The 23,928-nt window shown below is 68.1% G+C and carries 18 protein-coding genes and 2 pseudogenes; 6 read left to right on the top strand and 14 right to left on the bottom strand.

Annotated elements, in window-relative coordinates; all coding sequences use genetic code 11:
• Positions 1 to 15: 15 nt before the first annotated feature.
• The 9 genes from GEM_RS19655 to GEM_RS19615 form a co-directional block, all read right to left on the bottom strand.
• Positions 16 to 1,179, bottom strand: coding sequence for a porin (locus GEM_RS19655; protein ID WP_014899127.1), 1,164 nt, complete (start codon positions 1,177 to 1,179; stop codon positions 16 to 18).
• Between the two features lie 211 nt (positions 1,180 to 1,390).
• A complete protein-coding gene (locus tag GEM_RS19650; protein ID WP_148283868.1) occupies positions 1,391 to 2,215 on the bottom strand; it encodes a substrate-binding periplasmic protein in 825 nt (274 codons plus the stop codon).
• An 80-nt stretch (positions 2,216 to 2,295) separates the two neighbouring features.
• On the bottom strand, positions 2,296 to 2,958 hold the full coding sequence (locus GEM_RS19645) for an amino acid ABC transporter permease (protein ID WP_014899125.1): 663 nt from the start codon (positions 2,956 to 2,958) through the stop codon (positions 2,296 to 2,298).
• On the bottom strand, positions 2,955 to 3,596 hold the full coding sequence (locus GEM_RS19640) for an amino acid ABC transporter permease (protein ID WP_014899124.1): 642 nt from the start codon (positions 3,594 to 3,596) through the stop codon (positions 2,955 to 2,957). The genes GEM_RS19645 and GEM_RS19640 overlap by 4 nt, the downstream gene beginning before the upstream one ends.
• Positions 3,597 to 4,412: an amino acid ABC transporter ATP-binding protein gene (locus GEM_RS19635; RefSeq protein WP_014899123.1), complete on the bottom strand. Its 816-nt coding sequence runs from the start codon at positions 4,410 to 4,412 to the stop codon at positions 3,597 to 3,599. It abuts the gene before it with no gap.
• A 252-nt stretch (positions 4,413 to 4,664) separates the two neighbouring features.
• Positions 4,665 to 5,183 carry a MarR family winged helix-turn-helix transcriptional regulator gene (locus tag GEM_RS19630; protein WP_014899122.1) on the bottom strand — a complete coding sequence of 173 codons (519 nt, stop codon included), beginning with the start codon at positions 5,181 to 5,183 and terminating at the stop codon, positions 4,665 to 4,667.
• Between the two features lie 19 nt (positions 5,184 to 5,202).
• A complete protein-coding gene (locus tag GEM_RS19625; protein WP_014899121.1) occupies positions 5,203 to 6,213 on the bottom strand; it encodes an ornithine cyclodeaminase family protein in 1,011 nt (336 codons plus the stop codon).
• 76 nt (positions 6,214 to 6,289) lie between these two features.
• Entirely contained in the window at positions 6,290 to 7,612 is a 1,323-nt protein-coding gene (locus GEM_RS19620; protein WP_014899120.1) for a M24 family metallopeptidase, read from the bottom strand.
• A 246-nt stretch (positions 7,613 to 7,858) separates the two neighbouring features.
• On the bottom strand, positions 7,859 to 9,895 hold the full coding sequence (locus tag GEM_RS19615) for an NADH:flavin oxidoreductase (RefSeq protein ID WP_014899119.1): 2,037 nt from the start codon (positions 9,893 to 9,895) through the stop codon (positions 7,859 to 7,861).
• 250 nt (positions 9,896 to 10,145) lie between these two features.
• Here GEM_RS19615 and GEM_RS19610 point away from each other — a divergent pair, with 250 nt between their 5' ends.
• The gene (locus tag GEM_RS19610; protein ID WP_014899118.1) at positions 10,146 to 10,766 is read left to right on the top strand and encodes a TetR/AcrR family transcriptional regulator; all 621 of its coding nucleotides are present in this window, start codon (positions 10,146 to 10,148) and stop codon (positions 10,764 to 10,766) included.
• 42 nt (positions 10,767 to 10,808) lie between these two features.
• Here the strand turns inward: GEM_RS19610 and GEM_RS19605 are convergent.
• Positions 10,809 to 11,240 (bottom strand): annotated as a pseudogene (locus tag GEM_RS19605) (LysR substrate-binding domain-containing protein); the annotation flags it as partial.
• On the opposite strand from GEM_RS19605, the pseudogene GEM_RS30955 reads away from it, so the two are divergent.
• Positions 11,223 to 11,426: pseudogene (locus tag GEM_RS30955) on the top strand (short-chain dehydrogenase); the annotation flags it as partial. The pseudogenes GEM_RS19605 and GEM_RS30955 overlap by 18 nt on opposite strands.
• Positions 11,427 to 11,477: 51 nt before the next feature.
• Here the strand turns inward: GEM_RS30955 and GEM_RS19600 are convergent.
• The 4 genes from GEM_RS19600 to GEM_RS19585 are packed head-to-tail and all read right to left on the bottom strand — an operon-like array spanning position 11,478 to position 19,979.
• A complete protein-coding gene (locus GEM_RS19600; protein WP_014899115.1) occupies positions 11,478 to 15,665 on the bottom strand; it encodes a bifunctional nitrate reductase/sulfite reductase flavoprotein subunit alpha in 4,188 nt (1,395 codons plus the stop codon).
• 16 nt (positions 15,666 to 15,681) lie between these two features.
• Positions 15,682 to 16,026, bottom strand: a complete 345-nt coding sequence (gene nirD / locus GEM_RS19595) for a nitrite reductase small subunit NirD (protein ID WP_014899114.1) — start codon at positions 16,024 to 16,026, stop codon at positions 15,682 to 15,684.
• Between the two features lie 38 nt (positions 16,027 to 16,064).
• On the bottom strand, positions 16,065 to 18,632 hold the full coding sequence (gene nirB, locus GEM_RS19590; protein ID WP_014899113.1) for a nitrite reductase large subunit NirB: 2,568 nt from the start codon (positions 18,630 to 18,632) through the stop codon (positions 16,065 to 16,067).
• 21 nt (positions 18,633 to 18,653) lie between these two features.
• Positions 18,654 to 19,979, bottom strand: coding sequence for an MFS transporter (locus GEM_RS19585; RefSeq protein WP_014899112.1), 1,326 nt, complete (start codon positions 19,977 to 19,979; stop codon positions 18,654 to 18,656).
• A gap of 659 nt (positions 19,980 to 20,638) precedes the next feature.
• Between GEM_RS19585 and cobA the strand changes: the two genes are divergently transcribed.
• The 4 genes from cobA (at position 20,639) to GEM_RS19560 (ending at position 23,896) form a co-directional block, all read left to right on the top strand.
• A complete protein-coding gene (gene cobA / locus GEM_RS19575) occupies positions 20,639 to 21,412 on the top strand; it encodes a uroporphyrinogen-III C-methyltransferase (RefSeq protein ID WP_014899111.1) in 774 nt (257 codons plus the stop codon).
• Between the two features lie 117 nt (positions 21,413 to 21,529).
• On the top strand, positions 21,530 to 22,123 hold the full coding sequence (locus tag GEM_RS19570; protein ID WP_014899110.1) for an ANTAR domain-containing response regulator: 594 nt from the start codon (positions 21,530 to 21,532) through the stop codon (positions 22,121 to 22,123).
• A gap of 5 nt (positions 22,124 to 22,128) precedes the next feature.
• On the top strand, positions 22,129 to 23,172 hold the full coding sequence (locus GEM_RS19565) for a CmpA/NrtA family ABC transporter substrate-binding protein (RefSeq protein WP_041490931.1): 1,044 nt from the start codon (positions 22,129 to 22,131) through the stop codon (positions 23,170 to 23,172).
• Between the two features lie 124 nt (positions 23,173 to 23,296).
• Positions 23,297 to 23,896, top strand: a complete 600-nt coding sequence (locus GEM_RS19560) for a uracil-DNA glycosylase family protein (RefSeq protein WP_014899108.1) — start codon at positions 23,297 to 23,299, stop codon at positions 23,894 to 23,896.
• Positions 23,897 to 23,928: the final 32 nt, after the last annotated feature.

Genomic DNA, 23,928 nt, shown 5'->3' with positions numbered 1-23,928 from the left:
CCCGCCCCATGAGGTTTAGAACAGGTGATACATCCCGATCCGCAACGCGATCTGATGATTGTTGCTCGACGCGTTGCCGACCACGCCATCGAAAATCGCGGCCTGCGCCGCCGCACCGCCCGCGCGCTGGTAGACGCCCATCGCATAAACCGCCGTGCGCTTCGACAGCGCGTACGACGTCGTCAGGCCGGCCTGATGGTAGATCGGTGCGGCATCCGAGTAGCCGACATGCCCGTGCGTATACGTATAGGCGCCACCAACCGACCACGCGGCGGTCAGCGCATAGCGCGCCCAGACTTCATAGTTGTCGAAGCGGACCGTCGACGTCGTGCCGTTCGCGCGCTCGAAGCGCGTATCGGTAAAGTCGAGCCCGACCGTCGCATGGCCGAACGCATAGCTGGCCGCCGCACCCACCACCTGCTCGTTGGCCGGATTGCCGATATAGCTGAACGGCCCGGATGCGCCGATCGCCGGGCCCGTCGTGTTGGACACGAAATCGCCGTCCGTGAACAGCAGCGCCGGATTCTTCGCGTACAGGTAAGCGGCCGCGACGTTGAACGACGCGATCGAATAACTCGCGCCGACGCTCCACATCCCGGTCGTGCCGCGCCCCGACGCGGTCGAGTTCGTGAACGAGTACATGCCGCCGAACGTCAGGCCGCCGAAGCTCGGGCTCGCATACTTGATCGCGTTGTCGACGCGAAACGAGTTGTCGGTATTGTCGATGTCGCCGGCATGCACGAACGGCCCGCCGAACTGGCCGGGCGCCGTCAACGGCTGCAGGTAGTCCACGATCGAATCGTACTGGCGGCCGAACGTCAGCGTGCCGAACCGCGTATCCGACAAGCCGACGTACGCCTGCCGGCCGAACAGGCGGCCGCCCTGCCGCATCTGCCCGTTCTCCGCGCTGAACCCGGATTCGAGCTTGAAGATCGCCGACAGGCCGCCACCGAGATCCTCGCTGCCCTTCAGCCCCCACCGGCTTCCGTAGATGCCGTCGTAGGTGCCGTCCTGCATGTGCCACAGCGATTTTCCGCCGCTGTTGTTCGTGTAGTCGATGCCCTCGTCGATCACGCCGTACAGCGTGACGGTCGACTGCGCATGCGCGACGACCGGGCAAACGACGCATGCCGACGTCATGACCATCGAGCCGGACAGGCGCCATATCGTCTTGTTCATTTGGTATCCTGATTTCTTTTGATGATTAGGTTGGTCTTCTGTAACGTGTGTCGATTCAAGCGTTGATGAAGCGTCTGGTCCAGGGCGAGCGCACCGCCTGTCGCCCTGGATCCGGCCGTCGTGCGCGAATCAGCCGGTCTTCACCGCGCCGCGCCGCGCACCATGCGGGACGCGACGCAACTGTGTTGCGGCACCGGCATGTCCGTTCCGGTCACTGGATGATCCGCGGCGCGCCCACGTCGGCAGCCGAGGTCGACAGGCCGTAGGTCTTGAGGATTCGGGCAATCTCCCCCGACTGGCGCATTGCGTCGATATTGGCGCTGAGCGCGGCGCCGAGCGCGGCATTCGTCTTCGTGAAGAGCAGCGCCGTCTGCCCCGGTTCGAGCGACGCAGGCACGCGCGGATCGGGCTTCACGAGCATGATCTTCATCGACGCATAGCCGCCCTTCGCCTGGTTGTATTTCGACACCGCATAGCTGTCGGTGCCGACGTCGATCCGGCCCGCGGCCAGATCCTGCGCCATCGCGACGGGGTTCGGGTAGACGACCAGCGCGCTGCCGAGCAGTTTCTGCAGATTCCCGGTCCACAGGTAGCCCTGCACCGTGCCGACCCGCTTGCCGACGATACTCTCGACGGTGTCGACGCCCTGCTTCGAGATCACCGCCATCTGGTCGAGATACAACGGATCGCTCAGGCCGAGCACCTTCGCGCGATCGGCCGTGCGATACCAGTCGCCGAGGCCGATGTCGGCCCGGCGCGACACGACGGACTGCACCACGGCAGCCGGATCGATGACGGACACCGCAATCTTCAGGCACTCCCGCGCGGCGATCTGCTTGACGATTTCGCCGTCGACGCCCTTGAGGTCATTCGCGCCGGCCGGTATCGAATAAGGCGGGAAATCCCACACGGCAACCGACAGCGTGCCGGGCCGGATCGTCTCGAACTGGTGCGCAGGCTTGCAGGACTGTGCGTGGGCGGTTGCGCCGAGGCCCGTAAGACACAGGCCGACGAGCGCGAGCGAAAGGCGACGCATGGGTGATGTCATGAGAATTTCCCCGAAACAGCGTGGCAGGTTGAAAAAACGCCGGAAACCGGCAAACGAAAGCAACGAATTCAGCGAACCGCGTGCCGTCCCAGGCGGCGTTCGAGTGCGGATACGGCGAAGGTCGCCGGCACGCAGATCAGCGCGAACATCAGGCCCGCGAGCAGGAGCACCGGCATGTATTCGAACGTCGACGAACCGATGCTCGAAGCGCGGCTGACGAGTTCGGGCAGCGCGATCGTGAAGCACAGCGACGTCGCCTGCAGCATCATGATCGAGAAACCAAGCAATGCCGGCAGCGCGACGCGCAGGCCCTGCGGCACGATCACGAAGCGCAGCGCATCGACCGCGTTGAGCCCGATCACCGCGGCCGCTTCCTTCTGTCCGTGCGGCACGGCGTCGAAGCCGGCGCGAATGATTTCGCTCGTGTAAGCGCCGGTGCAGCACGCCAGCGCCACCACGGCGGACAGGAACGACGATAGCGTCAGCCCTGCATTCGGCAACCCGAAGTAGAAGAACTGCAGCAGGATCAGCGCCGGCGCGCCGCGTCCGATCTCGACGAACACCAGCGCGGAAACGCGGATCGCCTTCGGCTTCATCGACACGCACAGCGCGAGCACGAGGCCGAGCGGAATGCCGATCGCGAGGCTCAGCGCGGTGACTTCGAGCGACAGACGGTAGCCGCCGAGCAGGTCGGGCAGCCAGGATTGCCAGAGATCGATCATGGAGCTCATCGCGACACCCGCGAACGAAGGTGAAGATCGGCCCAGCGCGACAACCATGCGACCGGGATGCTGAGGGCGATGTACAGCAGCGCAGCGGCGGCATAGACGCCCAGTCCGCGAAACGTCTGCTGCGACACGTGATAGGCCTGGAACGCGAGCTCGCCGACGCCGATCGTCGACGCGACGGCCGAATCCTTCAGCAGGCCGATCAGGTAAGTCGCCGCGGTCGGCAGCGCGATGCGCACCATCTGCGGGAAAATCACGTCGCGAAACTGCTGCGCACGCGTGAGGTTCAGCACTTTCGCCGCTTCGTACTGCCCCGGGTGGATCGCCGTCAACGCGCCGCGGTAGACCTCGGACAGATTGGCCGCGGTCACGAGGCCGAGGCCGAGCGCGGCCGCCGTGAACGGATTGAGCGGCAGCAGGTCGTTGCCGATCCCGAAGAACACGAAGAACAGCCACACGATCGGCGGCACCGACCGGCAACCGACGACGAACGCGGTCGCGAGCGCACGCACGACCGGATTCCGGGCGCCGCGCAGCGCACAGAGCGGCATCCCGAGCACCGCGCCGATCGCAAAGACCGTCAGCGTCAGCGCGATCGTCCACGGGACGCCGGCGAGAATGGCGGAAAGGTGGTCGATCATTCAGCGGTCCCTCACGGCGCTCAGGAATTTCGCGGCGCGCTCCGTTCGCGGGTGGCGCATCACGGCCTCGCTAGGCCCGGCTTCGAGAATCCGCCCGTCCGCCATGATGATCACGCGATCGGACACGCTCTCCGCGAAATGCATCTCGTGCGTGACCACGATCATCGTCATCCCGGACGTCGCGAGCTCGTTCATCACCGCGAGCACTTCGAGGCCGAGTTCCGGGTCGAGCGCCGACGTCGGCTCGTCGAACAGCATGATTTCGGGTTCGAGCGCGAGCGCGCGGGCGATCGCGATGCGCTGCTGCTGGCCGCCCGAACAGCGCACCGGAAACTGATCGGCCTTGCTCGCGAGGCCGACCCGCTCGAGCAGTTCCATCGAGCGCCGGTCGGCGTCCGCGCGGCTGCGGCCCATCGTGCGCTCCTGCGCGAGGCTGACGTTGCGCAGCACCGTCAGATGCGGGAACAGGTTGAACGACTGGAACACCATGCCGATCCGGCGGCGCAACGTCACGAGTTCGCGGCGCGCGGGTGCGTGGTTCGCCTCGATCGTCACGTCGCCGATCGTCACGCGGCCTTCGGTCGGCGGTTCGAGCTGGTTGATGCAGCGAAGCAGCGTGCTCTTGCCCGACCCGCTCGGGCCGATGATCGCGATCACTTCGCCGGCATTCATCGAGAAGCTGACGTCCTGCAGCACGCGGTGTGCGCCGAACGTCTTGCCGACGCCGTCGACGCACAGGATCGGCTGCATGCCGGGATGGACGGCCTGCGTCGCGCCGGGCTCGGCCTGCAGGGGTGGGGCGACAATGCTGTTCATGGAAGCTTCTCCGTCGATGGCTTTCAAGTCGATTCTCCAGATCGATCGACCGTCGTCGCGCCCGGATCGGAACGCGTTCTTGACCTGCGATTCGTCTTTTATTTACTCAGTACACCGATATAATTCGATTACCTATATTGAACGCATCCAATATCCCGGGCTCAAGCGATCGTTTTGCATCAGGTCTTGCGCGACACGCATCAACTCGAGCGCGAGCCCACGTACATTCGGGCTACCGCGGCGTCATTGCGCTTACCACGCGTGACGCATGCCCATCAGCTTGTTCAGGATGCGATCGAGCACCGCACGGTCGTCGGCATCGAGCGCGCGCAGCATCAGCGTCTGCCGGTCGAGCGCGACGGGCAGCACGCGTTCGTAAAGCCGGTGGCCGCTGTCGTTCAGCGCGAGCCGGATCTCGCGCCGATCGTCCTGGTTGGTCTTGCGCCGGATCATCCGGCGCTCCGCGAGCCGGTTCACCGCGCGGCTGATGCTGTTTTTCGGCCGCCCCGTCACTTCGCAGATCTGCTTGGCCGTCATCGCGCCGGCACTCGACAGGCAGGCCAGCACGTTGAATTCGTCGCGACTGACGTCGAACGTCTGCATCATCTCCGCGAACACCGGTTCGGTGTAGTAGTTCGACCACAGCGTCAGCCGCCATGCATCGTTCAGCGGGCCGTTCGTGACGACGGCGTCGAACACCGCGTCGGCGCCCGTCGCATCATCGCGCGTTTCGTCATCGTCGTGCTCGGACGCAAGGCCGGTATCTTTCATCGCAGGCAGCTCCATCAGGTCAACGATCGGACAACATGCAGCCGTCAGCCGGTGCGGCGCACCGGCGGCTCAGCCAGTCGGCAAACATCAGGTCCAGATGACCGCCACCGCCGTTCTTGAACAACGTGATGTCGGCATCGTGCTGCCGCCCCGCCGCGCGGCCACCGCACAGGTCGAACAGATCGCCCTCGATGTCGGTCGGGTCGATCACGCCGGCTTCGAGCGGCTGGCGAATGTCGCCGCAGTGTTCGGTCACAAGCGCGCGATGATCGACGTAGATGCGCGAGCGCAGCAGCGCCGTGTCGTTCGCTTCGCGCATCGACGGCGTGTAGCCGCCGACCAGGTCGACATGACAGCCGGCGCGCAACCATGCGCCATCGAGCACCGGTGACGTCGACGACGTCACGCAGACGACGAGGTCGGCATCGCGAACGCTGCGTTCGAGCTGCTCGACGGCACGCACGTCGGCGCCGGGCGCGTCGCCCGCCGCCTGCGCGACGAGCCGCACCGCGCGTTCGTGGTTGCGGTTCCACACGTCGATCCGGCGCAGCGTCGGGAATTCGGCCACCATCACGCGCAGGTGCGTCGCCGCCTGCGCGCCCGCGCCGATGATCGTCAACGTCCGCGGCGCGCGCCGCGCGAGCAGGCGCGCACCGAGCGCCGAGTCGGCCGCAGTCTTGTAGCGGGTGAACGCGTTGCCGACGATGATCGAGCGAAACCGGCCGTCTGCGGGATCGCACAACAGCACGGCCGCATGCCAGTTGTCGCCCGAGCCGGCCGCGCGCCGGCTGTTGTCGGGCGAGATCGACACGACTTTCGTGCCGACCGTGCCGTCGTGCGCGCCGCCGAGCCAGATCAGCATCTCGCCGTCGTCGCGCGCATCGCGCGGCACGCTCGTGTGCAGACGCGCGAGCGGCGCATAGGCGTGCCGGTGGGCGGCCTCCAGCGCATCGACCATGTGCGTGGGCGGCACACGGCTCAATACCGCGTCAGCGGAGATCAGTTGTGGCAACGGACTGGATTCGATCATGGGAAACGGGCTTGTCATGTCAGGGCTTGCAATGTCGCAATCGATGGCTGCTGTCGAGAGCCTGCGCGCCGCCGGCTCACGCATCGCGGTCCGCTACCAGCGGCGTGGCCGACAGCGGGATCGCGCCGGTCGACGTGATCAGCACCTGCTCCTCGAGCTTCACGCCTTCGGCGCCGCCCTGCACGCCGATGTAGCTTTCGACCGATACGACCATGTTTTCCTCGAACGTGCCGTCATACCCCCACGCATCGAAATCGACCGCATACGCGACGCTCGGGTATTCGTCGACCAGCCCGACACCGTGCAACATCATCATGTAGCGGTTGTGAACGTAACGCTCGGGCACGGGCCAGCAGTGCTCGGCGAACTCCCGGAACGTGACGCCCGCGCGCAGCAGCCCGACGTTGTGGCGGATCTGGTCTTCCGCATAGCCGAGCAGATCGCGCTGGTTCGCGGATACGCCGCGCCCCGGGCACACGAAGCTGCGCGAAATGTCGGACAGGTAGCCGCCGGGCCCGACCATGTCGGTGTCGAAGCTGACCATGTCGCCCGGCTCGATCACGCGGTTCGTCGCATCCTGGAACCACGGATTGGTGCGCGGCCCCGACGACAGCAGCCGGCTTTCCGCCCACTCGCCGCCGTGCGCGATGTTGGTCTCGTGAAAGACGCTCCACAACTGGTTCTCGGTAATGCCCGGGCGCAGCGCCTCGCGCATGCGCGCGATGCCCAGGTCGCACACCCCCATCGACACGCGATGCTGCGCGATTTCCTCGGGCCCCTTCACGAGCCGGGCCTGCTCGGTCAGCGGCTGCGCGTCGAACAACCGGACGCCGAGCCGCGTGAGCCGTTCGGCGCCCCACGGATCGCAGCGGTCGACGGCGAGCCGCATGTTGCCGCCGCCGTGCGTGCGCAGCAGATCCGCGATCTCGTGCGCCCACGCATCGGCCTTCTCTTCGACGCGCGGCCCGGCCAGGAAATAGATCCACGGCGTCGCCGGCCGGATCTCGTCGATCGATTCGATGTGTTCGCTGTTGTGCTTGCTGCTCGTGAAATCGAACAGCACGAGCGGGCCGTCGGTGGCGATGAACACATAGCGGCTCGGCGAATGCATGACCCACAGGCCGAGATTGTTGGTGTCCGTCGCGTAGCGGATGTTCAGCGGGTCGGCCAGCAGCATGCCCGCGTAGTCGTGCTTGCGCAATTGCGCCCGCAGCCGTTCGACGCGATAGGCGCGCAGCGCGGGCCGATCGATTGCGTCGAACGCATCGAGCAGCGCGCGATCGACCGGCGCGACACGATGTCCCTGCACCAGTTCGTCATGCCGGTACGCGGAAGCCGCGTGCGCACGTGACGTCGACGAAGCAGCATGGGGGGATGGCGAGGCAGTGTTCACGATCACGGCGGTTCCCTTCTGGCTGGAGTGTGGGCGCTCGGGGTGGAGCGCGGATCCGACGCACTGACTGTTTCGACGCAGATTAGTCCCACGTGGAACCAACTGTCAATGCGCTAAAAATGTGTTTACCCTTGCGTCGCGAACGGCCGGCGAAGGCCGGCGGCAGACACCGGGAGCGCCGCGCAGGCGTGCGGAAATCGCTCCCGTTCCGGCCGCTCGCCCGGGGCCGGCGACCCGCGCCGGCCCTGCGCATTACAGATCCTTGACGAGCCGCAGCGCGTCGTAGATCGCCGCGTGCGTGTTGCGTGCGGACACCGCGTCGCCGATCCGGAACAACTGGAAGCGGCCCGACGGATTGCGGTTCTCGACCTGTGGCTTGCCGTCGATCAAGTCGTCGTAGTTGACCGCGCCGAGGTTCGTCGATTGCGGTTTCAGCGCGAAGTACAGCTCGTCCAGCGGGATCGTGCCGTGATTGACGACGATCTGGTCGTAGCGACGCTCGTTGCGAATGCCGCCGTAGTCGCTGCCGACGACCGCAACCAGTTCGCCGCCTTCGCGCCGGACGGCCTCGAGCCGGTAGGTGACCGTAAACTTCGCGTCGAGCTTCTGCAGCGAGCGCATGTACGGCACGAGATTCATGCTCATCACTTCGGGCGAGAACGCGCGGTCGGGTGTCATGATCTCGACCGCGCCGCCTGCATGCGCGATCGTCTCCGCCGCCTGCAGCGCCGGGTGATCGCCCGCGTCGTCGTAGATCAGCACATTGCGGCCCGGCTTCACGTCGCCGGAAATGATGTCCCACGCGGACACCACATGCTCGGCCCCGTCGGTCAGCACGTCGACGTCCGGCATCCCGCCCGTCGCGACGATCACGACGTCCGGCTGCTCGTCGAGAACGGTCGACGCGTCCGCCCACGTGTTGAACGCGAAGCGCACGCCGAGCCGCTCGCACTGCGCCATCCGCCAGTCGATGATGCCGAGCATTTCCTTGCGGCGCGGCGTCTGCGCCGTCAGGCGGACCTGGCCGCCCGGATGGCCGGTCGCCTCGAACACGACCACGTCGTGCCCGCGCTCGCCGGCAACGCGCGCCGCCTCGAGACCGGCCGGACCGGCACCGACGATGACGACCTTGCGCGTTGCCGGCGCGGTCGGAATCACATGCGGCATCGTCGTCTCGCGGCCGGTGGCCGCGTTGTGAATGCAGAACGCGGCGCCGCCCTGATAGATCCGGTCCAGGCAGTAGTTCGCGCCGACGCACGGACGAATCTCGTCCTCGCGGCGCTCGATGATCTTGCGCACGATATGCGGATCGGTCATGTGCGCGCGCGTCATGCCGATCATGTCGACCTTGCCGGACGCGATCGCGTGGCGCGCGGTCGGCACGTCCTGGATCCGCGCGGCATGGAAGGTCGGAAACTCGGTGATGCCGCGCATCTCGCCGGCAAAATCGAGGTGCGGTGCACTCTTCATCCCCATGATCGGGATGATGTCCGTCAGGCCCGCGTCGGTTTCGAGGTGCCCGCGAATCACGTTCAGGAAGTCGATCAGGCCGCTCGACTTCATCGCGAGCGACAACTGGATCCCCTCCTCCTTCGTCAGCCCGCCGGCGATCATTTCGTCGGCGGTGTAGCGTATCCCGACGATGAACGCGTCGCCGACGCGCTTGCGGATCGCGCGCAGCACGTCGAACGTGAAGCGCATCCGGTTTTCGAGCGGGCCGCCGTACGGCGCGTCGAGCGTGTTCGTCAGCGGCGACCAGAACTGGTCCATCAGGTGTCCGTAGGCTTCCAGCTCGATCCCGTCGAGACCGGCCGCCTTCATCCGCTCTGCCGCGTCCGCATAGTCGCGCACGATCCGTTCGACATCCCACTCCTCGAGCTTCTTCGGAAACGCGCGGTGCGCGGGTTCGCGCGCATGCGACGGCGACACCGCCGGCAGCCAGTCGCCTTTGTCCCAGCGCGTGCGGCGGCCGAGATGGGTGAGCTGGATCATCACTTTCGCACCGTGTTCGTGGCACTCGTCGACCAGATCCTTCATCCACGGCACGACCTCGTCGCGGTACGCGAGGATGTTGTTGAACACGGGCGGGCTGTCCTTCGAGATCGCCGCGGAGCCGGCCGTCATCGTCAGCGCGATGCCCGCCTTCGCGCGCTCGACGTGGTACGCACGGTAACGTGCCTTCGGCATCCCGTCCTCCGCATAAGCCGGCTCGTGCGACGTCGTCATGATGCGATTGCGAAACGTCAGATGTTTGAGGGTGTACGGCTGCAGCAGCGGATCGTTCGACATGGGATTCCTCTCGGTGGGAACGGGAGCGTGGTTCGTGACGGCCTGACATGAGTGACTGTTGCGACTCAGGTTAAAATCGCTGTACACAGGTGTCAAGTAAACAAAACACTGATGTACATTGAGCTCGGGAAACCCCGTACGACGGGCGTAGCGTGGCGTTTTGACCGGGTGTGCGGGCCGCCGGTGCGGCACAATGCGGGTTGCGAAGTGCGCACCCGATCGACGACTGGAACGAGAGGACGTTTGCCTGATGGAAGAACCGATTGCAGCCGAGAACATTCGCGGATCGGCAGACACGTGGCTGGACGCCGCGACGGAAAGCCTGCTCGAAGGCGGCGTCGAGTTCGTGCGGATCCTGCCGCTCGCGAAGAAGCTGAATCTGTCGCGCACGAGCTTCTACTGGTTCTTCAGGGACCGGGAAGAACTGCTCGCGACGCTGCTCGCGCGCTGGAAGGCGAAGAACACCGACAACTGGCTCGCGCGCACGGAAGCGTATGCCGACACGATCTCGGAAGCCGTGCTGAACGTATTCGACTGCTGGTTCGACGATGCGATCTTCGACAACCGCTACGAAGCGGCGATCCGCAGCTGGGGGCAGCAGGCCCCCGAGATCGCGACCGAGCTGGCCGACGCGGACGCGAAGCGGATCGCGGCGCTGACGGCGATGTTCGAGCGCTTCGACTACGCGCCGGTCGAGGCGCAGGTGCGCGCCCGCACGATGTATCTGACCCAGCTCGGCTACGTCTCGATGAAGATGACGGAGCCGATGGACGAGCGCATGGCGCGCATCGCCACCTACGCGGAAGTCTTCACCGGCAAGCCGCCGACCGACCGCGAAATGCAGCGGTTCTTTGCGCGTCGCGCGGAATGAAGCCGTCACCGTGCGCCACCCCGCGCATCGCTGCAGTGCACGCTAGTCGGTATCGGCCCGCTCGCGCAGCACGTCGATGAACGCGCGCAGCTTCGCCGGCACGTGCTTGCGATTCACGTAGTACAGCCACATCGGCGGCAGCGTCCGGCACGCACCCGGCAGCACCTCGACGAGCGCGCCGTCGCGCATGTCCTGCTCGATCCGTTCTCGCATGAACGCAAACGCGATCCCGACACCGGCGCGCGCCGCATCGATCACCGCATCGGCATCGTTCGTCACGAATACGCCCTCCGGATCGAGATCGAGGTCGTAGCGCACGTCGTGCAGCAGCCACTTGTGCAGGCGCCCGCTCTCCGAGAACCGGAAACGAATGCATGCATGCCGCTCCAGCCCTGCGATCGACGCGGGTGTGCCGTGCCGCGCCAGATAACCGGGCGACGCGACTAGCGCGCACGTCAGCGCGGGCACGATCCGGCCATCCATACGGTGACGCCCGAGCGGCTGACCTTCCCGCTCGAACAGCACGATCCGGAAGAAATGATCGTGAAAATGGTCGACGTGATCGAAAGCGACGGCGGTGCGTTCCGCAACCTGCTGCCGCAGTCGTCGGAAGCGTTCGTGCGCGCCGAGCAGGCGCGCGCGTGGGACCGGCAGCAGTAAGCGCCAGCGGTGCGGCGGGCACCGGACGGCGCCCGCCGCGCCCGCAGTCGGTCAGTACACGTCCCGCATGTAGCGCCGCGCCTTCGCGAGCCGCGCGACGTAGTCGTTCGCGGCTTCGTCCGACATCCCGCCGTGCTCCGCAACGACCGCCTTCAGCGCGGTGTCGACGTCCTTGGCCATCCGCGCCGCGTCGCCGCACACGTAGAAGTGCGCGCCCTCCTCCAGCCACGCGTACAGCTCGGCGCCCTGCTCGCGCATCCGGTCCTGCACGTAGATCTTGTCAGCCTGGTCGCGCGAGAACGCCACATCGAGCCGCGTCAGGAAGCCGCTGTCGCGCATCGCGCCCAGCTCGTCGCCGTAGTAGAAGTCGGTCTGCGCGTGCTGCTCGCCGAAGAACAGCCAGTTGCGCCCGCGCGCGCCGCGCGCCTGCCGCTCGTGCAGGAAGCCGCGGAACGGCGCGACGCCGGTGCCGGGGCCGACCATCACGACCGGCACGTCGCCGTTCACCGGCGGCCGGAAATGCGCGGACTTCTGCACGAACACCGGCACGCGGCCATCGTCCGCGCGATCGGCGAGGAACGTCGACGCGACGCCTTTGCGCGCGCGCCGGCCGTTGTGATAGCGCACGGCCGACACGGTCAGGTGGATCTCGCCCTGATGCGCGCTCGGGCTCGACGCGATCGAATACAGGCGCGGCTGCAGCCGCTTCAGCATCGCGACCAGCTCCGGGCCCGACAGGTCGATCGGGAACTCGTGCAGCACGTCCGCCAGCTGTTGCCCCCACAACCATTGCTTCAGGTCAGCCTTGCGATCGTCGCCGAGCAGCGCCTTCAGCGCGCCGTTCGCGCTGCGCGATGCGATGAAGGCGAGCGTATCGGGATGCGGGCGCGTGATATCGAAGTGGCGCGCGAGCGCATCGCCGAGCCGCACGTCGCCGACGCCGGCGACCGACACGGGTGCATCGGCCTTCAGCGCAGTGACCGACAGCAACTCGTCGACCAGCTCCGGGCAGTTGGTTGGCCACACGCCGAGCGCGTCGCCGGTTTCGTATTCGAGGTTCGCGCCTTCGGTCGACAGCGACACGTAGCGCGTGTCCTTGGCGGCGCCCGGGCGGTTGAGACGCAGGTTCGCGACGAGCTTCGACGGCGCCGGATGCGCCTTGGTCGGCAGCAGCCCCGACGGGCTCATCCCGGTCGTCGGCACCGCATGCAGCGCCGCATCCGCTTCCTTGATCCGTGCGACCACGCGTTCGAGCCACTGGTCCGCATCGCGCTGGAATTCGACGTCGCAGTCGACGCGTGCACAGAGCCGCGCCGCGCCGAGCTCCGCGAGCCGTGCATCGAGCCGGCGGCCGTGCCCGCAGAACTGGTCGTAGTTGCGGTCGCCGAACGCGAGCACCGCGAAGTGCACGCCGTCCAGGCGCGCGGCGCTGCCGGCCTGCAGCGCGTCCCAGAACTCGCTGCCGTTGTCGGGCGCATCGCCGTCGCCGAACGTGCTCGTCATCAGCAGCACGTATTGCGCACCGGCCAGCGACGCGAGCGGATAGTCGGACATGCACGCGGTGCGGATCTCGAAGCCCGCGTTCATCAGCTGCGTCGCGTAATCCTCGGTCAGCGATTCGATGTTGCCGGTCTGCGATGCCCACAGCAGCACGACCTTCGGCCGCGTGCGCACGATCCGCACGCCGCCGGGCGCGGCGGCCTCCGCCGGCAGCGCCGGTGCCGCGGCATCCGGCGTGCGGGCGGGCAGCGAGCGGCTGAACAGGCCCGCGAGCATCCCGTCGAGCCAGAACCGCACCGGCGGCGCGAGCGGCGCGCCGGCCGGTAGCACCGGCACGCCGCCTTCGCGCCGGCCGGCGCTCGCCTTCAGCCCGCTGACGAGGCCGGCCACGTACAGGCGCTCCGCCTCGGAGAGCGGCGGCGGCACGAGATCGGCCACGCCGAGTGCGGCCGCGAAAGTGTCGAGGTCTGCCATGTCGGATTCCTGTGAAACCATGTTCGGCACGATCGCCGGCGCGGGGCGCGCGTCGTCGCCGCACGCATCGGATCGCGCCGCGTCGTCGGCGGCGGACGCGAATGCGTCCGTGTCGACGCGCGTCAGCGCGACCGCGCAGTATTTCAGTTCGGGTTGCTGCGATTCCGGATCGATCGCGTCGTTCGTCACCGCGTTGATGCACAGGTCGTCGCCGTACACGTCGTTCCAGTGCATCGGCGCGAAGCAGTTGCCGCGCTGCACGCGGTCCGTCACCACGGCCGGCAGCACCGCGCGGCCGCGTGCCGAGCGAATCTCGACGCTGTCCTTGGTGGCGATGCCGAGCGCGCTCGCGTCATCCGGATGCAGTTCGACGAACGGGCGCGGATTGAGCTTGTTCAGCATCGCGACCTTGCCCGTCTTCGTCATGGTGTGCCATTGATGCTGCAGCCGCCCGGTGTTCAACACGATCGGGAACGTGCCGTCGGGCAGTTCGGCCGGCGCGATGTGCGGCCGCGCGAAGAAGCGCGCCTTGCCCGACGCGGTCGGAAACGCAAGACGCGGCGCGTCGTGCCCGTCGGCGGCCTGGCGCAGCGTCTGGCTCACGCCGTCGTTCAGGTAGCGAATCGGGTGCCGCTCGCGCGCGGTGCCCGGTGCGACCGGCCATTGCACCGGGCCGTCGCGCAGCGCCGCATGGCTCGCGCCGCGCAGGTCGTAGCCGGTCGCCGGATTCGAAAAGCGCACGATCTCGTCGAACACGTCGGCCGCCGACGCATAGTCGAACGCATCGCCGAAGCCCATCGCGCGCGCCACTTCCGCGATGATGCGCCAGTCGGGCAGCGCGTCGCCGAGCGGTGCGATCGCGGCGCGCATCAGCGTCATGTTGCGCTCGGAGTTGATCATCACGCCGTCGCCCTCGGCCCACAGCGCGCCAGGCAGCAGGATGTCCGCGTAGCGGTTGGTCTCGGTGTCGAGGAACGCGTCCTGCGCGATCACGAGCTCCGCGGCCTGCAGCCCCGCGATCACGTTCTGCCGGTTCGGCACGGTCGCGACCGGGTTCGTGCAGATGATCCAGCACGCCTTGATGTCGCCGGCCGCCATCCGTTCGAACAGGTCGACCGTGCCGTTGCCGGTGTCCTTGCGCAGCGTGCCGGCCGGCACGCGCCACAGGTTCTCGACGAAGCGCCGGTCGTCGTCGGACAGCACCGAGCGCTGGCCCGGCAGGCCGGGGCCCATGTAGCCCATCTCGCGCCCGCCCATTGCGTTCGGTTGGCCGGTCAGCGAGAACGGCCCGCTGCCCGGCCGGCAGATCTTGCCGGTGGCAAGATGCAGGTTGCAGATCGCGTTGGTGTTCCACACGCCGTGGGTGCTCTGGTTGAGCCCCATCGTCCAGCAGCTCATCCAGTCCTGCGCTTCGCCGATCCATTGCGCGGCCGTGCGGAGGTCGGCTTCCGCGAGGCCCGTGATGTCGGCGACGCGCTCGGGCGTGTAGTCGGCAAGGAACGCGGGCATCGCGTCCCAGCCTTCGGTGTATGTATCGATGAACGCGGCGTCGGTGCGGCCGTTCGCATGCAGCAGGTGCAGCAGCCCGTTGGTCAGCGCGAGATCGGTGCCCGGCCGGATCTGCAGGAACAGGTCGGCCTTGTCGGCGGTGCCGGTGCGGCGCGGGTCGACGACGATCAGCTTCGCGCCGGCTTTCACGCGATCCATCATCCGCAGGAACAGGATCGGGTGACAGTCGGCCATGTTCGCGCCGATCACGAAGAACAGGTTCGCGCGATCGAAGTCCTGGTACGACCCGGGCGGGCCGTCGGCGCCGAGCGACTGCTTGTAGCCGGTACTCGCGCTCGCCATGCACAGGCGCGAGTTCGATTCGATGTTGTTGGTGCCGACGAAGCCCTTCGCGAGCTTGTTCACGAGGTACTGCGCCTCGATCGACATCTGCCCCGACACGTAGAACGACAGCGCATCGGGCCCGTGCGTGTCGAGCACCGCACGCAGCCGGCGCGCGGTCTCGGCGATCGCGTCGCGGGCCGGCTGCGGCACGAGGTCGTCCTCGCGCGCACGGCGCACGAACGCGCGATCGAGCCGCCCGGAACGGCGCAACGCGACGTGCGCGGACGAACCCTTCGTGCACAGCCGCCCGAAGTTGGTCGGATGGTCTGAGTCGCCGGACACCTTGACGACCTCGCCATCCTCGACGTGCAGCACCATCCCGCAGCCGACGCCGCAGTACGGGCACACGCTCTTGACGGGGGTGGCGGTCATGCGTGCTCCCGGGTACTCAGGCAGCGATCCACACGAAGCCGTCCTCGACCCGGGACGGATACGCGCTCACCGACTGCTCGGGCGACTCGAGACATTCGCCGGTGCGCAGGTCGAAGTGCTGCTTGTACAGCGGCGACGCGACGACCACGCGCTCGCCGAGGCTGCCGATCAGCCCCCGCGACATCACGGCCGCCTGCGACACCGGATCGACGTTGTCGATCGCGAACACGCCACCGTCGGCGTGCGCGACATGAAACACCGCGACCTGCTCGCCGTTGACGAGTGCGCATACGCCGGTGTTCGGCACGATGTCGTCGAGCGGGCACACGCGGGTCCAGGACAGGGGAAGACGATCGTTCATGATGGGCTCCTTGGAAAAGACGCTGGTGTCGGTCAGGGTCAAACGGTTTCAGGTTCGGCGACGACGGGGATCGATACGGGCTTGCCGCCAATGCGCTCGCCGGGCGTCGCCGGACGGATCTGGCCGCGCGTCTCGACGAATTCGATGGTCGCGTCCGGCGCGTCGCTGTTCACGAAGTGACGGAAGCGCTTGCGCGTTTCCGGATCGGTGACGGCCTTCTTCCATTCGCATTCGTAGGTATCGACCACGCTCTGCATGTCGGCCTCGAGTTCGGCCGCGATTCCGAGCTTGTCGTGCACGACGACGTCAGTCAGGTAGTCGAGACCGCCTTCGAGGTTGTCGCGCCACACGCTGGTGCGCTGCAGCCGGTCGGCGGTGCGCACGTAGAACATCAGGAAGCGGTCGATGTAGCGGATCAGCGTGTCGCGGTCGAGGTCGGACGCCAGCAGTTCCGCGTGACGCGGCTTCATCCCGCCGTTACCGCACACGTAGAGGTTCCAGCCCTTCTCGGTCGCGATGATCCCGATGTCCTTGCCCTGCGCTTCCGCACATTCGCGCGTGCAGCCCGACACGCCGAACTTGATCTTGTGCGGCGCGCGCAAGCCCTTGTAGCGGTTCTCGATGTCGATCGCGAGGCCGACCGAATCGTCGACGCCATAACGGCACCACGTCGAGCCGACGCACGACTTCACCGTGCGCACCGACTTGCCGTATGCATGCCCCGATTCGAAGCCGGCCGCGATCAGCTCTTCCCAGATCGACGGCAGCTGCTCGACGCGCGCGCCGAACAGGTCCACGCGCTGGCCGCCCGTGATCTTCGTATAGAGCCCGTATTTCTGCGCGACCTGCCCGACCGCGATCAGCCCTTCCGGCGTCACCTCGCCGCCCGGCATGCGCGGCACGACCGAGTACGTGCCGTCGCGCTGGATGTTCGCGAGGTAGTAGTCGTTCGAATCCTGCAGCCCCGCATGCTCCTTCTTCAGCACGAACTCGTTGAAGCACGACGCGAGGATGCCCGCGACGGCCGGCTTGCACACGTCGCAGCCGAGGCCGTGGCCGTGCTTCGCGAGCAGTTCGCCGAAGGTCGTGATGCGCTCGACGCGGATCAGGTGGAACAGTTCCTGGCGCGAATGCGGGAAGTGCTCGCACAGATGGTTGTTGACCGCGAGGCCCTGCTTCTTCATCTCGGCCTTCATGATCTGCGTGACGAGCGGCACGCAGCCGCCGCACGACGTGCCCGCGCCGGTGCACGACTTCAGTGCGCCGAGGCTGGTCGCGCCGTCGGCCACCGCCGTGCAGATCTGCGACTTCGACACGTTGTTGCACGAGCAGATCTGCGCGCCGTCCGGCAGCGCGTCGACGCCGAGCGCGGGCTTCGCCGCACCGTCCGACGACGGCAGGATCAGGAATTCCGGCGCCTCCGGCAGCTCGATGCGGTTCAGCATCATCTGCAGCAGCGTGCCGTATTCGGCCGCGTCGCCGACCATCACCGCGCCGTGCAGGAACTTGCCGCAGTCCGACACCACCAGCTTCTTGTAGACCTGCCGACGCTCGTCCGTGTACTGGTACGTGCGGCTGCCGGCCGTCGCGCCGTGCGCGTCGCCGATGCTCGCGACGTCGACGCCCATCAGCTTCAGCTTCGTGCTCATGTCGGCGCCGGCGAACGCGGCCGAGCCGGCGGCGTCGCCGCCGAGCTGCTTCGCGACCACGCGCGCCATGTCGTAGCCCGGCGCGACGAGGCCGTACACCATCCCGTTCCATGCCGCGCATTCGCCGATCGCGTAGATGTCGGCGTCGCTCGTGCAGCATGCGTCGTCGATCGCGACGCCGCCGCGCGGGCCGACTTCCAGGCCGCAGGCGCGCGCCAGTTCGTCGCGTGCGCGGATGCCGGCCGAGAATACGATCATGTCGGCGTCGAGGTGCGAGCCGTCGGCGAACGCCATCCGGTGCGTGCCTGCCTCGCCATCGACGATCTCGAGCGTGTTCTTGCCCGTATGTACGGTCACGCCGAGCGCTTCGATCTTCGCGCGCAGCATCCGGCCGCCGCCGTCGTCGACCTGCACGGCCATCAGCCGCGGCGCGAATTCGACGACGTGCGTGTCGAGCCCCATGTCGCGCAGCGCCTTCGCGCATTCGAGGCCGAGCAGCCCGCCGCCGACCACCACGCCGCGCTTCGCGTGCGTGCCGCACGCCTGCATCGCTTCGAGATCTTCGATCGTGCGGTACACGAAGCAGCCCGCGCGATCGTGGCCCGGCATCGGCGGCACGAACGGGCGCGAGCCCGTCGCGAGCACCAGCTTGTCGTACGCGAGCGTTTCGCCGGACGCGAGCGTGACCGTGTGCGCGGCGCGGTCGATCGACGCGACGCACGCGTTCAGCCGCAGGTCGAACTGCGGATGGCGTTCGAAGAAGCCGGGCTCGACGAGCGACAGGTCGTCCGCCGACTTGCCCGCGAAGAATTCCGACAGGTGCACGCGGTCGTACGCCGGGCGCGGCTCCTCGCCGAGCACGGTGACCTGCAGCGCGCTCGCCGTGCCCGCTTCCGCCGCGACGCATTCGAGGAGCTTGTGGCCGACCATGCCGTGGCCGATGACGATGAGTTTCATGATGAGGATTCCTTCGGTCTGTCAGTTGGCGGCGGTGCCGGCGGCCAGCGCGCGGTCGCGCAGTTCGGCCTCGCGGGCCTTGTGTTCGTCGCTGAAGCGCACGGCCATCGCGCACAGCGCGGTCGCGGTGACGACGAGGCCGAGCAGGCTCAGCGTGTGCTGCACATCGCCGATGCCCTTCAGCAGGAAGGCCGCGGCGACCGCGCCGACGTTGCCGCCCGCGCCGATGATCCCCGCGACGCCGCCGAGCGCCTTGCGGTCGATGAACGGCACCAGCGCATAGGTCGCGCCGCATGCCATGTGCGTGAAGAGCCCGAAGGTCAGCATCGCGACGAGTGCGATGCCGATGTTTTGCGCATGCGAGAACCAGATCAGGCCTAGCCCTTCACCGACGATCAGCGCGCACAGCAGCGTCGCGCGCACGTCGAGGCTGCGGCGGGCGGCGACCTTGTCGGACAGCCAGCCGCCGAGCGCGCGGGCGAACAGCGCGAGCAGCCCGAACAGGCCGACCGCGAAGCCGGCGTCCTTAAGCGACAAGCCGAAGTGATCGACGTAGTACAGCGCGGCGATGTTGTGGATGAACACCTCGACGCCAAAGCACGCGCCGTACGTGACGAACAGCATCCACACGCGATAGTTGCCGCACGCGGTGAAAAAGCTTGCCCAGCCGCCCTTCTTGCCGCTGTCGACCGTCACGCCCTGCTGGCGCAGCGCGACGAAGTCGCCTTGCGGGCAGTCCTGCGTGAAGCGCCAGTACGCCCACGCCATCACGAGCATCGCGACGCCCGGCACGACCAGCGCGATGCGCCACGACGTGTCGTCGCCGAAGCCGAGCATCAGGCCGGCGGCAACGAGCAGCGGCATCAGCGCCTGCGTCGCGCCCGCGCCCGCGTTGCCCCAGCCGGCCGTCGTCGCGTTCGCGGTGCCGACCACGTTCGGCGCGAACATCACCGACGTGTGGTACTGCGTGATCACGAAGCCCGCGCCGATCGCGCCGATACCGAGCCGGCAGATCAGGAACGACAGGTAGTCGTGCGTGAACGAGACCGCGAACACGGGGATCGCGCCGAGCAGCAGCAGGCCCGCATACACGCGGCGCGGGCCGAAGCGGTCGCACATCGGGCCGACCAGCAGCCGCACGGCGATCGTCGCGGCCACCGCGGCGATGTTGATGTTGGCGACCTGTGCGGCGCTCAGGTGGAATTCGCGCGCGATCAGCGGCATCAGCGGCGCGCATGCGAACCATGCGAAGAAGCACACGAAGAACGCCATCCACGTCAGGTGGAACGCGCGCATCGGCGCGGTGCGGAAGCTGAAGAGATCGATACGGGTAGCTTTGTCGGTCATGTCATCCGCCAAACGAAAAACGGCGTCCTGCGCACCCGGTCTCGTCGAGAGACCCAATGCGTAGGACGCCGTTGCCCATGAAGCCCGTTGCCGGGCGCGTCAGTAATCGGTACTGCGGACGGATCGCCGTTGATCCGCCCGAACGAGCTTACGCAAGCGCCGTGCCATGCCAGCCCGAATCGTGCCGAACGCCCCGCCGCACAAGGCTCGGCGGCCGTCGAGCACCGCGCTCCCGGGTTCGGCGCGCGGTGCAGCAAGGCACAGACTTGGTGCGATGCAGCACTGTCGGCGTGCGACATCGCGGTGCGCGCCGGCGCCGCATGATGCACATCGATGCGGCAGCGTGTCGGCCCGCGCGCGGCGATCGCGGACGGGCGCATCGCCGTCGCGCGGGACGTGCGGCCACGCTCGCACGGCACCACGTCGCGCATCCCGCAAGTTGGCCCGGATATTGCTGAATTTCGTGCATCACACCGGCAGCGGCGCCGGTGGGTAGTCCCCGCAACACCTGCCCGTCGTCGACGGCGCGCGCATCATGACAACGGTGTCCCCGTGCGCAGCATCACGCGACCGGATGCCGGTGTGCTTCGACCGCCCGCCGCCGTCGCGACAGGCAACGCGGTATCGACCGCCGCATCCAAGCGGCACTGGAACACGACATGACGACTGGCAAAGTCACGCTGCTGGGCGCCGGCCCCGGCGATCCGGATCTCCTCACGCTGAAGGCCGTGAAGGCCCTGGCTGCCGCCGACGTGCTGCTGCTCGACGATCTCGTTGCGCCCGGCATCGTCGACCTCGCGCCGCAGGCGCGCATCATCCGCGTCGGCAAGCGCGGCGGCTGCCGCTCGACGCCGCAAGCCTTCATCGAGCGGCTGATGCACCGCTACGCGCTGCGCGGCGCGCACGTCGTGCGGGTCAAGGGCGGCGACGCGCTGCTGTTCGGCCGCGCCGGCGAAGAACTCGCGACGCTGCGCGCCGCCGCGATTCCGGTGGACATCATCAACGGCATCTCGTCGGGCTTCGCGGCCGCCGCGAGCCTCGGCATCTCGCTCACGCACCGCGAGCACTGCCAGGGCGTGACGTTCATCACCGCGCATCGCCAGGATCACGGCGAGCCCGACTGGGCGGCGCTCGCGGCGACCGGCACCACGCTTGCGATCTATATGGGGATGAGCCGCGTCGACAGCATCGCGACGGGCCTGCTCGCCGCGCTGCCCGCCGCGACGCCGGCCGCCGCTGTGCAATGGGCCGGCACGCCGCACGAACGCCGCTGGACCGGCACGCTCGGCAGTCTCGCGCGCGGCGTCGACGAAGCGCGGCTCGGCAGCCCGGCCGTGATCCTGGTCGGGGGGGCGATCGGCGAAGCGACCGTGCAATGCGCGGACCCGGCAATCGACGTCGCAAGCGCAGCGGCACTGTCCCGGGCCGCGTAGCATGTGCTGTATCGAGCGGCTTCGGCCGCACGCCCTTCCCGCAATCGCCGGCCGCGCTTGCGGCCCGCACACACTGTTCGCGCCTTGCACCCGAACGTCGTCGTCCCGACTCGCATCATGAGTTCGCCAACCCCGCCCGCCCGCCTGCGCGTGCTGCTCGTCACCGACACCGACAAGCCGATCGGCGAGCTCGGCGACGCACTCGCGCGCCTCGGCTACGAGATGCTGAACGATGTCGCGACGCCCGCGCGCCTGCCCGCCGCCGTCGAGGAGCAGCGCCCGGACGTCGTGATCATCGACACCGATTCGCCGTCGCGCGACACGCTCGAGCAACTTGCAGTGATGCACGCGACCGCGCCGCGCCCCGTGCTGATGTTCAGCCACGACGCCGATCAGGCGCTGATTCACGCGGCAGTCGGCGCGGGCGTCAGCGCGTATCTCGTCGAAGGGTTGTCGGCCGAGCGCCTCGCGCCGATTCTCGAAGTCGCGCTCGCGCGCTTCTCGCACGACGATGCGCTGCGCCGCCGGCTCGCCGACGTCGAGCGCGAACTCGCCGAACGCAAGCTGATCGACCGCGCGAAGCGCCTGCTGATGGATCAGCGCAGGCTCTCGGAACACGATGCGTATGCGCTGCTGCGCAAGCGCGCGATGGATCAGGGGCTGCGCATCGTCGACGTCGCGCGGCAACTGCTCGACGCGCCATCACCATGACCGCCATGAACATTTCGTCTCCCGCCGCGCCGGAACGCGCGCATCTTCGCCTCGGGTTCGTCGCACTGAGCGACGCGGCCCCGCTGATCGTCGCGCAGCGCCTGAATCTCGGCGCGCGCCATGGCCTGACGCTCGAACTGAGTCGCGAGCCGTCGTGGGCCGCGGTGCGCGACAAGCTGCTGACCGGCGAGCTCGACGGCGCGCACGCGCTGTACGGGCTCGTGTGCGGGCTGCAGCTCGGCATCGGCGGCCCGCAGGCCGACATGGCCGCGCTGATGGTGCTGAACCGCAACGGCCAGGCGATCACGTTCGCCGGCGGTCTCGCCGACGCGTACCGCGCCAACGGCGACGTCCGCGCGGCATTCGCGACGCTCGGACGCAAGCCGCTGCTCGCGCAGACTTTCCCGACCGGCACGCACGCCATGTGGCTGAACCACTGGCTCGCGTCGCACGGCGTCGATCCGTTGCGCGACGTGCGCAGCGTGGTCATTCCGCCGCCCGAGATGGTCGCGGCGCTCGCCAGCGGCGAGCTCGACGGCTTCTGCGCCGGCGAGCCGTGGCATGCGGTGGCCGAAGCCTGCGGCGCGGGCCGGACCGTCGCCGTCACCAGCGAGATCTGGCCCGATCATCCGGAGAAGGTGCTCGCGGCCCGGCGCGATTTCGTCGCGCTGTATCCGGCCACCGCGCGTGCGCTGATCCGCACGCTCGTCGATGCGTGCGCGTGGCTCGACGATGCCGCGCACCGCCGCGACGCGGCAGGCTGGCTCGCGTCGCCCGACGCGCTCGGCGTGCCGGCCCGGCTGATCGCGCCGCGCCTGCTCGGCGACTACGGCGCGGGGCCGTTCGCGCAGCCGCCGCTGCCGATCCGCTTCCACGACGGCGGCGCCGTGAACCGGCCGGATCCGCAGGAAGGCCGGTGGTTCCTGTTGCAATACCGGCGCTGGGGCATGCTCGACGGTGTGCACGACGACGCGGCGATCGCCGCGGCGATCGCGCAGACTGCGTTGTATGATGCTGCGGTCGCCGAAGGCGGTGCGGCGGGCAGGTGATTCCGGACATGGGGTGGAAAGGCAGCAAGGCCGCCGCGCAGCGACCTGCCGCGCCATGCCGGACGCCCGGCGCCCTTCCGACGACCCAGTATCCGTATCGCCACGCCGTCCCCGTCCCGAATCGATGCCGAAACGAACGCGCACGCCGCTCGACGTGCTGCTCACCGAAATCCGCGCATGCCGCGCCTGCGAAGCCGACTTGCCGCTCGGCCCGCGCCCTGTCGTACGCGCCCATCGCGACGCACGCATCCTGATCATCGGGCAGGCGCCCGGCGCGCGCGTCCACGCAAGCGGCATCCCGTGGGACGATGCGAGCGGCAAGCGGCTGCGCGACTGGCTCGGCGTCGACGCCGACACCTTCTACGACGAGACCCGCTTCGCGATCGTGCCGATGGGCTTCTGCTATCCGGGCCGCGGCGCAAGCGGCGACAACCCGCCGCGCCCCGAATGCGCGCAATTGTGGATCGACCGGCTGATCGCCGAATTGCCGTCGATCCGGCTGACGCTGCTGATCGGCCAGTACGCGCAGCGGCATTTCCTGCGCGCCACGCGCAAGGCGACGCTGACCGACACCGTGCAGGCGTGGCGCGACTACGGTCCGGACGTGCTGCCGCTGCCGCATCCGTCGCCGCGCAACCAGGCGTGGTTCAAGCACCATCCGTGGTTCGACGCCGAGGTCGTGCCCGAACTGCGCCGCCGCGTTGCGCCGCTGATCGCCGACTGACGGATTCCGGCCGCGCCCGGTTCGCTGTACCA

It is taken from the genome of Burkholderia cepacia GG4, assembly GCF_000292915.1.
GTDB lineage: Bacteria > Pseudomonadota > Gammaproteobacteria > Burkholderiales > Burkholderiaceae > Burkholderia > Burkholderia cepacia_D.
The sequence above is the reverse complement of the archived record's forward strand: the minus strand, read 5'-3'. Positions and strand labels throughout refer to the sequence as shown.

What these genes read in the sequence shown, in the direction of transcription:
- GEM_RS19585 (WP_014899112.1), bottom strand. Translation starts at nt 19,979, where the DNA reads ATGACCGACAAAGCTACCCGTATCGATCTCTTCAGCTTCCGCACCGCG.
- GEM_RS19630 (WP_014899122.1), bottom strand. Translation starts at nt 5,183, where the DNA reads ATGAAAGATACCGGCCTTGCGTCCGAGCACGACGATGACGAAACGCGC.
- GEM_RS19655 (WP_014899127.1), bottom strand. Translation starts at nt 1,179, where the DNA reads ATGAACAAGACGATATGGCGCCTGTCCGGCTCGATGGTCATGACGTCG.
- GEM_RS19650 (WP_148283868.1), bottom strand. Translation starts at nt 2,215, where the DNA reads ATGCGTCGCCTTTCGCTCGCGCTCGTCGGCCTGTGTCTTACGGGCCTC.
- GEM_RS19560 (WP_014899108.1), top strand. Translation starts at nt 23,297, where the DNA reads ATGCCGAAACGAACGCGCACGCCGCTCGACGTGCTGCTCACCGAAATC.
- nirD (WP_014899114.1), bottom strand. Translation starts at nt 16,026, where the DNA reads ATGAACGATCGTCTTCCCCTGTCCTGGACCCGCGTGTGCCCGCTCGAC.
- GEM_RS19610 (WP_014899118.1), top strand. Translation starts at nt 10,146, where the DNA reads ATGGAAGAACCGATTGCAGCCGAGAACATTCGCGGATCGGCAGACACG.
- GEM_RS19625 (WP_014899121.1), bottom strand. Translation starts at nt 6,213, where the DNA reads ATGATCGAATCCAGTCCGTTGCCACAACTGATCTCCGCTGACGCGGTA.
- GEM_RS19565 (WP_041490931.1), top strand. Translation starts at nt 22,129, where the DNA reads ATGAACATTTCGTCTCCCGCCGCGCCGGAACGCGCGCATCTTCGCCTC.
- nirB (WP_014899113.1), bottom strand. Translation starts at nt 18,632, where the DNA reads ATGAAACTCATCGTCATCGGCCACGGCATGGTCGGCCACAAGCTCCTC.
- GEM_RS19635 (WP_014899123.1), bottom strand. Translation starts at nt 4,412, where the DNA reads ATGAACAGCATTGTCGCCCCACCCCTGCAGGCCGAGCCCGGCGCGACG.
- GEM_RS19640 (WP_014899124.1), bottom strand. Translation starts at nt 3,596, where the DNA reads ATGATCGACCACCTTTCCGCCATTCTCGCCGGCGTCCCGTGGACGATC.
- GEM_RS19600 (WP_014899115.1), bottom strand. Translation starts at nt 15,665, where the DNA reads ATGACCGCCACCCCCGTCAAGAGCGTGTGCCCGTACTGCGGCGTCGGC.
- GEM_RS19615 (WP_014899119.1), bottom strand. Translation starts at nt 9,895, where the DNA reads ATGTCGAACGATCCGCTGCTGCAGCCGTACACCCTCAAACATCTGACG.
- cobA (WP_014899111.1), top strand. Translation starts at nt 20,639, where the DNA reads ATGACGACTGGCAAAGTCACGCTGCTGGGCGCCGGCCCCGGCGATCCG.
- GEM_RS19570 (WP_014899110.1), top strand. Translation starts at nt 21,530, where the DNA reads ATGAGTTCGCCAACCCCGCCCGCCCGCCTGCGCGTGCTGCTCGTCACC.
- GEM_RS19645 (WP_014899125.1), bottom strand. Translation starts at nt 2,958, where the DNA reads ATGAGCTCCATGATCGATCTCTGGCAATCCTGGCTGCCCGACCTGCTC.